The following is an 8,600-nucleotide window of genomic DNA, read 5'->3' on the forward strand; positions in this document are numbered from 1 at the left end:
CTTGCCGGGCGCACGCCGGTTCCGTACAACACAACGGGGGAGGGGCCAGCGGGCTCCTCCCCCTTTCCTTGCTCACCGCCGAGGCTCCGCATGCCGCACGATCCCACGACCCTTGCCGCGGTGCAGCCGCTGGACGCGCACAACCGCCGGCTGCTGGACACCGTCCATCCGCCGGAGTGGACGAACCCGGCGCCCCCGCGCGGCGGCTATCAGCTCGTGGTGATCGGCGCGGGGACGGCGGGGCTGGTGACCGCCGCCGTGGCCGCCGCGGTCGGAGCGCGCGTCGCCCTCATCGAGCGCGGGCTGATGGGCGGCGACTGCCTGAACGTGGGGTGCGTTCCGTCCAAGGCCATCCTGGCCGCCGCGCGCGCCGCCCATGCCCGCGCGGACGGCGCTGCATCCCCTGCCGAGGACGGAGCGTTCGCCGCCGCCATGGAGCGCATGCGCCGCATTCGCGCGGACCTCAGCCCCGTGGACGGCGCGGCGCGGTTCCGCGATCTGGGCGTGGACGTGTACCTGGGCGACGCCCGGTTCGCCAGCGGCGACGAGGTGCAGGTGGGCGGCGCGACGCTCAAGTTCGTCCGCGCGGTGATCGCGACTGGCGGCCGGGCGGCGGTGCCGGACATCCCGGGGCTGGCGGATTCCGGGTATCTGACCAACGAATCGTTCTACTCGCTCACGGAGCGCCCCGGGCACCTCGCCATCCTGGGCGGCGGGCCCATCGGCTGCGAGATGGCGCAGGCGGTGGCGCGGCTGGGCGGCCGCGTGACGCTCATGGAATCCGGCGGCCGGCTGCTGAAGAACGACGACCCGGACGCGGCGCGCATCGTCCATGACGCGCTGCGGCGGGACGGGGTGGAGGTGCTGGCGTCCGCGCGGGTGGATTCTGTCTCCGGCGGCCCGGGCGACCTCGTGCTGCGCATCACGCACGACGGCGCGGCGCGGACGGTGAATGCCACGCACCTGCTCGTGGCCACGGGGCGCGCGGCGAACGTGGAAGGGCTGGGGCTGGAGCGCGCCGCGGTGGAGACAGGGGAGCACGGCATCGCGGTGGATGACCGGATGCGCACGTCCAACCCGCGCATCTACGCCATCGGCGACGTGGCGTCGAAGCACAAGTTCACGCACGCGGCGGATGCGAGCGCCCGGCTGGTGGTGCGCAACGCGCTCTTTCGCGGGCGGGGCAAGGTGAGCGCGCTCGTGATCCCCTGGGCCACGTACACCTCGCCGGAAGTGGCGCACGTGGGGATCACCGCGGCGGAGGTGGCACGCCGCGGCGATGAGGTGCAGACCATCACCATCCCGCTGGAGGAGGTGGACCGCGCGCGGCTGGATGGCAGAACGGAGGGCTTCTTTCGCGTGCACCTCCGGGCGGGATCGGACACTATCCTGGGCGCCACGATGGTGGCGGACCACGCGGGCGACCTCATCAGCCAGGTGACGCAGGCCATGACGGCGGGGCTGGGGCTGGGAAAGCTGGGCGACGTCATCTACCCCTACCCCACGACGGCGGAGGCCATCCGCAAGGCCGCGGACCAGTGGCGGCGCGGCAAGCTGACGCCCACGGCCAAGGCCGCGCTCTCCGTCGCCCTGCGCCTGCTGCGGTGACGCGCACCGGCGGTACGGGACGCGATCTGAATGGGGAGCGCACCGGGCCCAAGACTTGACCGGGAGCCGTTCCGCTTCAAACGTTCAGCCCGCCGCGCGCATCTCATCCCCGCAGTACCGCCGTTCGTTCTTCACCCGCCATCCGTACGATGAACATCCGACCGATCCTTCTCGCGGCCGCCGCCACGGCGTTTGCCGCCGCGCCCGCACGAGCGCAGAGCTGCGACTGCCCGGCCACCTTTGACCAGGCCGTATCCCTCATCCGCGACAACTACTCCGGATGGGGCGACAAGGTGACCGCCGCCACGCGCGACAGCCTGGACCGCGCCACCACGCGGCTGCGCGCCCAGGCCGTGCAGGCGCGCACGGACCGCGACTGCGCCATCGCCATCCAGGAGTGGACCCGCTTCTTCAACGACGGCCACGTGGGGGCCAGCTTTTCCGGCGGGCAGGCGGCGGGCGAGTCGCCGGAGCAGGTGCGCGCGCGGTTCGCCGATTGGGAGCGCGTGGACATGACGGAGGAGCAGGCGCGCCGCTACCTGGACGAGAACCGCGCCCGGCTGGACCCCGCGGAAGGCATCTACGAGGCCGTGGGCGCGCAGTACCGCCTGGCCGTGGTGCGCCGCCCGGGCGCGGCCGAGCTGACGGCCATTGTCCTCAAGGCGGACAGCGTGTGGTGGATGCCCGGCCAGGTGAAGGCACGGCTGCGCCCGCAGCCGGCTGGCGGATACGCGTCCACCTTCTACCTGCGCGACCACTCCGAGCAGCCGTGGCGCGCGGTGATGCAGCGCAACGTTCTCGGCTTCACCACCGGCTCCGCGCGATGGGTGCGCGTGCATCCCTCCGCGCCGGGCGACCTGGCGCCGGAGGCGTACGCGGCCACGCAGAACGGCGGCCCCGCGATCCGCCGGCTGAGCGCAAGCACGCTGCTGCTGCAGATGCCGTCCATGGACCCGGGCCTGCGGCTGCGCATGGACAGCCTGATCGCCGCGCACCGCGAGGAGATCCTGCGTACGCCCAACCTGATCGTGGACCTGCGAGGGAACGGCGGCGGCGCGGACGCCACGTACGGGGCGCTGCTGCCGCTCATCTACACGGACTCGGTGCGGACGGCGGGCATGCAGGTTCGCGCGTCGGAGCTCAACATCCGCAACTTCGAGGAGTTCGCGGCGGATACGCAGCTTTCCACCGCGTCGCGGCTGCGCTCGCGCATGCTGGCGGAAGAGATGCGCCGCCATCCCGGCGAGATGGTGGAGGCCGGCGCCGCCTCCGTGCGCGGATACGACTCCGTGTTCCCCATGCCCGCGCGCGTGGGGATGCTGGTGGACGGGGGGTGCGCCAGCAGCTGCGAGCAGCTTCTGCTGGCCGCAAAGCAGAGCCGCAAGGTGACGATCTTCGGGCAGAACTCCGCGGGGGTGCTGGACTACGCCAACGTGGCGGACGTGCCCACCATGTGCCCCGTGGTGCGGATGCGCTGGGCCACGTCGCGCAGCGGCCGCCTCCCCGCCGATCCCGTGGACCCGGACGGCATTGCGCCGCACGTGCGGCTGGATCCCGCGGACCTGTTTCCGCTGGACGCGGTGCAGAAGCAGCTGGAGGGAGCCCGGTAGGAGCGGTTCCCATCCGCGGAAAGAAAGCCCCGCGCCGTCCACACGGCGCGGGGCTTTCTTTCGGCCCGCGGCGGAGAAGCGCCGGGGCGGGGGACTACAGGTTCTGCAGAATCCAGTCGGTCATCATGGTGTACAGGTGCACGCTCGTGCGCCCGCCCGAGATGCTGTGCGTACGGTTGGGGTACGCCATGAACTGGAACTGCTTGCCCGCCGCCTGGAGCGCGTTGGCAAGGCGCACGCTGTTCTGAAAGTGCACGTTGTCGTCGCCCGTGCCGTGGATCAGCAGCAGCTTGCCGCGCAGGTTGGCGGCCTGCGCCACGGGCGAGCTGCGGCGGTAGCCTTCCGGGTTCTCCTGCGGCGTGCGCATGAAGCGCTCGGTGTAGATCGTGTCGTACAGCTCCCAGTCGGCCACCGGCGCCACCGCGATCCCCGCGCGAAAGGGCGAGCCCGGCTGCATGAGGGTGAACGACGTCATGTAGCCGCCGTAGCTCCACCCCCACAGGCCGATGCGCCCCGCGTCCACGTAGGGCTGCGCCGCCAGCCAGCGCGCGGCGGAAATCTGGTCCTGCGCCTCGGTGGTGCCCAGGTTCTGGTACGTCACCTTCTTGAAGTCGCGGCCGCGCGCGCCGGTGCCGCGGTTGTCCACGCTCACCACGATGTAGCCCTGCTGCGCCAGCATCTGGTGCCACAGGTACCGTCCGCCGCCCCACGCGTCCGTCACCGTCTGCGAGCCGGGGCCGCCGTACACGTACATGAGTACAGGGTACTTCCTGGCGGGGTCAAAGTCCGCCGGCTTGATCATCCAGCCGTTGAGCGCCGTGCCGTCCTGCGTGCGGAACTGAAAGAACTCCGGTTTGCGGATGGCCAGGCGGTCCAGCGCCTGCCGCGCGTTGGCGTTGTCGGCCAGCGTGCGCACCAGGGTGCCTTCCGGGCGTCGCAGGGAGATCACGGGCGGCACGCCGGCCTGCGAGTAGAAGTCCAGCCAGTACGTTCCCGCCGGGCTCAGGGCCGCCACGTGCGTTCCCGCCTCGCGGCTCACCTGCTCGGCCTGCCCGCGGCCGTCCAGCCGGGTGCGGTACACGTGGCGCTGCGCCGGGCCCTCTTCCGTGCCGCCGAAGTACACGTACCCGCTCCGCTCGTCCACGCCCAGCACGCTCGTGACCTCCCACTGGCCGCGCGTAAGCTGGCGGGCCAGGGAGCCGTCGCGGTTGTACAGGTACAGGTGGTTGTAGCCGTCGCGCTCGCTGCTCCACAGGAACTGGCGCCCGTTGCCGATCCAGTGGAAGTCGTCGCCCACGTCCACCCAGGCGCTGTCCGTTTCCGTGAACAGCGTGCGCGCGGCGCCGGTGCCGGCGTTGGCCAGCATGACCTCCAGCCGGTTCTGGTGCCGGTTCAGCCGCTGGATCATGACTTCGTCGGGCGAGGCGGCCCACTCCATCCGCGCCAGGTACACGCTGCTGTCGGCGCCCGTCTCCATCCACCGCGTCTGCCCCGTGGCCACGTCCGCCACGCCGATGCGCGCGATGGGGTTGGGCGTTCCCGCCTTGGGGTAGCGCAGCGCCACCGGCTGCGCGTACAGGCTGTCCGTTTCCTGCATCATGTAGAAGGTGCGCACCGGCGCCTGGTTGATGCGCCAGTAGGCGATCCGCCGGCCGTCGGGGCTCCAGCGCCAGCCGTCCTGCAGCCCCAGCTCCTCCTCGTACACCCAGTCGAAGGTGCCGTTGATGATGGTTTCGCTGCCGTCGCGCGTAAGCCGCGTCTCGGCGCCGGTGGCCAGGTCGGTCACGAAGATGTCGTTGTCGCGCACGAAGCCCACGCGCATGCCGTCCGGCGACAGCTTGGCGAACTGCTGCCAGCCCGGGTTGGTGGAGGCGGGGCGGAGCCGCTGCGCGTCCAGGTCCCACACGTAGTAGGTGCCCTTGGTGTTGCTGCGCCAGACCGGCTGCGAGTTGGTGTAGATGAGCAGCCTGCGCTCATCCTGGGACCAGCTGTAGTCCTCGATGTCGATGGACTCGCGCGCGCCGGCGGGCACCAGCCGCGACTTCTGGATGAGCACGGAGCGCGTGCCGTCGGCCGCGTTCTCCACCATCAGGTCGCCGTTGGGGCCCACGAAGGTGAAGCGCTGGCCGTCCTTCATCCACTGCACGGCGGGCAGGGACTGCAGGCGAAAGTCGCTGGAGGCAAAGATGCGCTCGATGGAGAGCCGCGCGGGGTCCTGCGCGGCGGCGGTCTGCTGCGCGGCTCCGGCGTGAGGCACGGCGGCGAGCGCCAGGGCCAGTCCGAGCACCGCGCGGCGGGGTGCGAACGTGTTGGTCATGGATCGGGAATCGGATGACGGAATCACGCCGGGCCGCGGCATTCACGCGCCCGCGACGGGCTGCCGGGATATTGGGGAATGGTACGGCGTTGCGCCAGCGGGGTTCCGGGAGGGAAGTACGAAAGTACGAAAGTGGAAAGTACGAAAGAAGGGCGGGGGGGAATGTGGATGCTGGCGCGAGAATGCAGAGCGCGCCGGGCACGAACTCCTTGGCCGGCGGCCGGGGACCGATACCATCGAGGAGATGCGAAGCGAACGCGCGGGGGCGGCCGGCCGCGCCGCTACCCCACTTTCGTACTTTCGTACTCTCGTACTTTCGTACTCGCTTTTCCCCCCCGTATCTTCCCGCCCAACCCCCAGCCACTTCCCGCGCCCCATCCGGCCATGCGATCCACCGAATCCCCCGAGCACGACGGCGCCGCCAACGACCGGCTGGACGCCGCGCCCGACCGCCTGCCGCGCCGCCTGGGCGTGTGGACCGCCGCCGCCGTGCTGGTGGGCTCCACCATCGGCAGCGGCATCTTTCGCGTTCCCAGCGGCACCGCGGAACGGGTGGAGACACTCGGCGCCTTCTGCCTGATCTGGGTGGCCGGCGCGCTCATCGCGCTCGTGGGCGCCCTCACCATCGCCGAACTCGCGGCCATGTTCCCGCGCTCCGGCGGCATCTACGTCTTCCTTCGCGAGGCGTACGGGCCGCTCCCCGCTTTTCTGTTCGGGTGGACGGAACTGCTGGTCATCCGCCCCTCCGCGCTGGGCGCCATCGCCGTCATCTTTGCCGAGTACTCCGCGCGCCTGTTCGGCTTTCATGCGGACTACGTGAAGTGGGTGGCGGCGGGCGCCATCATCCTGCTGGCCTCCGCCAACGTGCGCTCCGTGAACTGGGGCGCCTTCGTGCAGAACCTGAGCACGGTGGCCAAGGTGGGCGCCATTCTGGGGCTGGCCCTGGTCGCCTTCGTGCTGGGCAGCGGCAGCACGGGCGCGCTGGCGGGGCCCCTGGAGTTCGCGCCGGCGTCGTGGGTGGGGTTCGGCCTGGCGCTGGTGTCGGTGATGTGGGCGTACGACGGCTGGGCGGACCTCACCTTTCTGGCCGGCGAGGTCAAGGACCCGTCGCGCACCATGCCCCGCGCCATCATCGGCGGGGTGCTGGCCGTGGCCGTCATCTACCTGGCCATCAACGCCGCCTACCTGTACCTGCTGTCGATGGATGAAATGGCCGCCTCCAAGCTGGTGGCGTCCGACGCGGCGCAGAAGGTGTTCGGCGCCGGCGGCGCGGGGGTGGTGGCGGTGATGGTGATGCTCAGCACCTTCGGCGCGCTGAACGGGGCGATGATGACCGGGCCGCGCATCTTCTACGCGATGGCCGAGGACGGCAACTTCTTTCGCCCCATCGCCGCCGTGCACCGCACCTGGCGCACGCCGTACGCCGCCATTCTGCTGGCCGCGGGGCTGGGTGTGTCGTACGTGCTCCTGCGCAGCTTCCAGGGCCTGGCCGAAGCCTTTGTCCTGGGCATCTGGCCCTTCTACGCGGCGGCCGTGGCGGGCGTGTACGTGCTGCGCCGCCGCCGCCCGGACGCCGAGCGGCCCTACCGCACGGTGGGGTACCCGGTGGTCCCCGCCATCTTTCTGCTCGCCGCCATCGGCATGCTGGTGAACGCGGCGTGGAACAGCGGCGCCCGCAACAACTTCTTCAGCTTCGGCATCATGCTGCTGGGCATTCCGGCGTACTACCTGTGGACCGCGTACAAGCGGCGCTCCGGCGCCGCGGCCTGAGCGGGCGCGCCCGGCGGCGCGGACAACCGAACATACGGCGCGCATCTTGCGGCCAGTCCGGCGCGCGTTTTCGGGCCCGATCCGGGGAACCTTATCGCCGTTGACGGCTATCAGAGCCAGCGATCCGCGCGGTACTCCGGTCCCGCGGGAAAGATTTGACTTTGTACGCCAAGCCGTCTACATTAGCCGGTTATGACAGCTTTCCCGGACCAATCCAAAACGCTCCGCGCGTGAATTGAGAGCGGCGGGCCTCGCACACCACCGAGGCTTGCTGCTCTCGTCATTTTACCATAGGACGAGCCGACATGTTCTTGAGCTCACGGGCCCTGGATTCGTTCGACCAGTATCTGCAGGACGTTGAGAAGTATCCGCTGATCGACGATCCCGCCGTGGAACGCGCCCTGGCCCACAAGGCCCGCGCCGGAGACAAGCAGGCCGCCGAACGTCTGGTGACGGCCAATCTTCGCTTCGTGATCTCGTACGTGAAGAAGTACCAGGGCCGTGGTCTGGGCCTCGCCGAACTGGTGTGCATCGGCAACGAGGGACTGCTGAAGGCGGTCAAGAAGTTCGATCCAGACAAGGGGGTGAAGTTCATTTCCTACGCCGTGTGGTGGATCCGGCAGACCGTGCTGCAGGCGCTGGCCGAGCAGACGCGGTCCGTGCGCATTCCGCTCAACCAGAACTCCAACCTGGTGCGCCTGTCGCGCGTGGAAACGGCGCTGACCCAGCAGATGGGCCGCTCGCCGACCGACGAGGAGATCGCGGCCGACATGGGCGAGCCGGTGGACACCATCCGCGCCCTGCGCCGCGTGGCCGCCAGCGAGCTTTCGCTGGACGCCCCGCTGGACCGCGGCGACCGCGATTCGGCCAGCTTCGGCGAGCGCTTTGCCGGCAGCGAGAGCGAGCAGATCGAGGAAGAGGTGGAGTCGCAGGCGCGCCGCGAGTTCCTGGAGAAGATGTTTGAGAAGTACCTCACGGAACGCGAGCGCAAGATCCTGTACCTGTACTACGGGCTCGACGAGGGCGAGGAGCGCACGCTGGAGGAGATCGGCTCCATGCTGGGCGTAACCCGCGAACGAATCCGCCAGATCCGGAACCGCGCGTTCGAGAAGCTCCGCGAGAGCCCCGACGGCGCGGCCCTGGAAGGGTTCTGGGCACTCACATGAGACCGCCGGGCCGGCACCGCCGGTCCGAACATCTCCCGAAAGAGAGGGGGAGCGACGCACAGCGTCGCTCCCCCTCTCCTTTTTGGCCACAGCCGCGCCGAGCGCACCCGCCCTGGCCCCCTCCCGCGC

Annotated in this window: 5 protein-coding genes; 4 read left to right on the forward strand and 1 reads right to left on the reverse strand. The window is 70.4% G+C overall.

Features of this window, described 5'->3' with window-relative positions:
* Positions 1-90 precede the first annotated feature (90 nt).
* Both VF665_RS19965 and VF665_RS19970 read left to right on the forward strand, forming a co-directional pair.
* Positions 91-1,608 (forward strand): mercuric reductase, encoded by a 1,518-nt coding sequence (locus VF665_RS19965; RefSeq protein ID WP_331055223.1) that lies wholly within the window; start codon positions 91-93, stop codon positions 1,606-1,608.
* A 149-nt stretch (positions 1,609-1,757) separates the two neighbouring features.
* Positions 1,758-3,218 carry a S41 family peptidase gene (locus VF665_RS19970; RefSeq protein ID WP_331055224.1) on the forward strand — a complete coding sequence of 487 codons (1,461 nt, stop codon included), beginning with the start codon at positions 1,758-1,760 and terminating at the stop codon, positions 3,216-3,218.
* Positions 3,219-3,312: 94 nt separating this feature from the next.
* On the opposite strand, the gene VF665_RS19975 is transcribed toward VF665_RS19970, so the two are convergent.
* Positions 3,313-5,535 carry a S9 family peptidase gene (locus VF665_RS19975; protein ID WP_331055225.1) on the reverse strand — a complete coding sequence of 741 codons (2,223 nt, stop codon included), beginning with the start codon at positions 5,533-5,535 and terminating at the stop codon, positions 3,313-3,315.
* 384 nt (positions 5,536-5,919) lie between these two features.
* On the opposite strand from VF665_RS19975, the gene VF665_RS19980 reads away from it, so the two are divergent.
* Both VF665_RS19980 and VF665_RS19985 read left to right on the forward strand, forming a co-directional pair.
* Complete coding sequence (locus VF665_RS19980) at positions 5,920-7,305, forward strand: amino acid permease (RefSeq protein WP_331055226.1); 1,386 nt, start codon at positions 5,920-5,922, stop codon at positions 7,303-7,305.
* A gap of 305 nt (positions 7,306-7,610) precedes the next feature.
* Positions 7,611-8,471 carry an RNA polymerase sigma factor RpoD/SigA gene (locus VF665_RS19985; protein ID WP_331055227.1) on the forward strand — a complete coding sequence of 287 codons (861 nt, stop codon included), beginning with the start codon at positions 7,611-7,613 and terminating at the stop codon, positions 8,469-8,471.
* The last annotated feature ends 129 nt before the right edge of the window (positions 8,472-8,600 follow it).

Source organism: Longimicrobium sp. (assembly GCF_036387355.1).
Classification (GTDB): Bacteria; Gemmatimonadota; Gemmatimonadetes; order Longimicrobiales; family Longimicrobiaceae; genus Longimicrobium.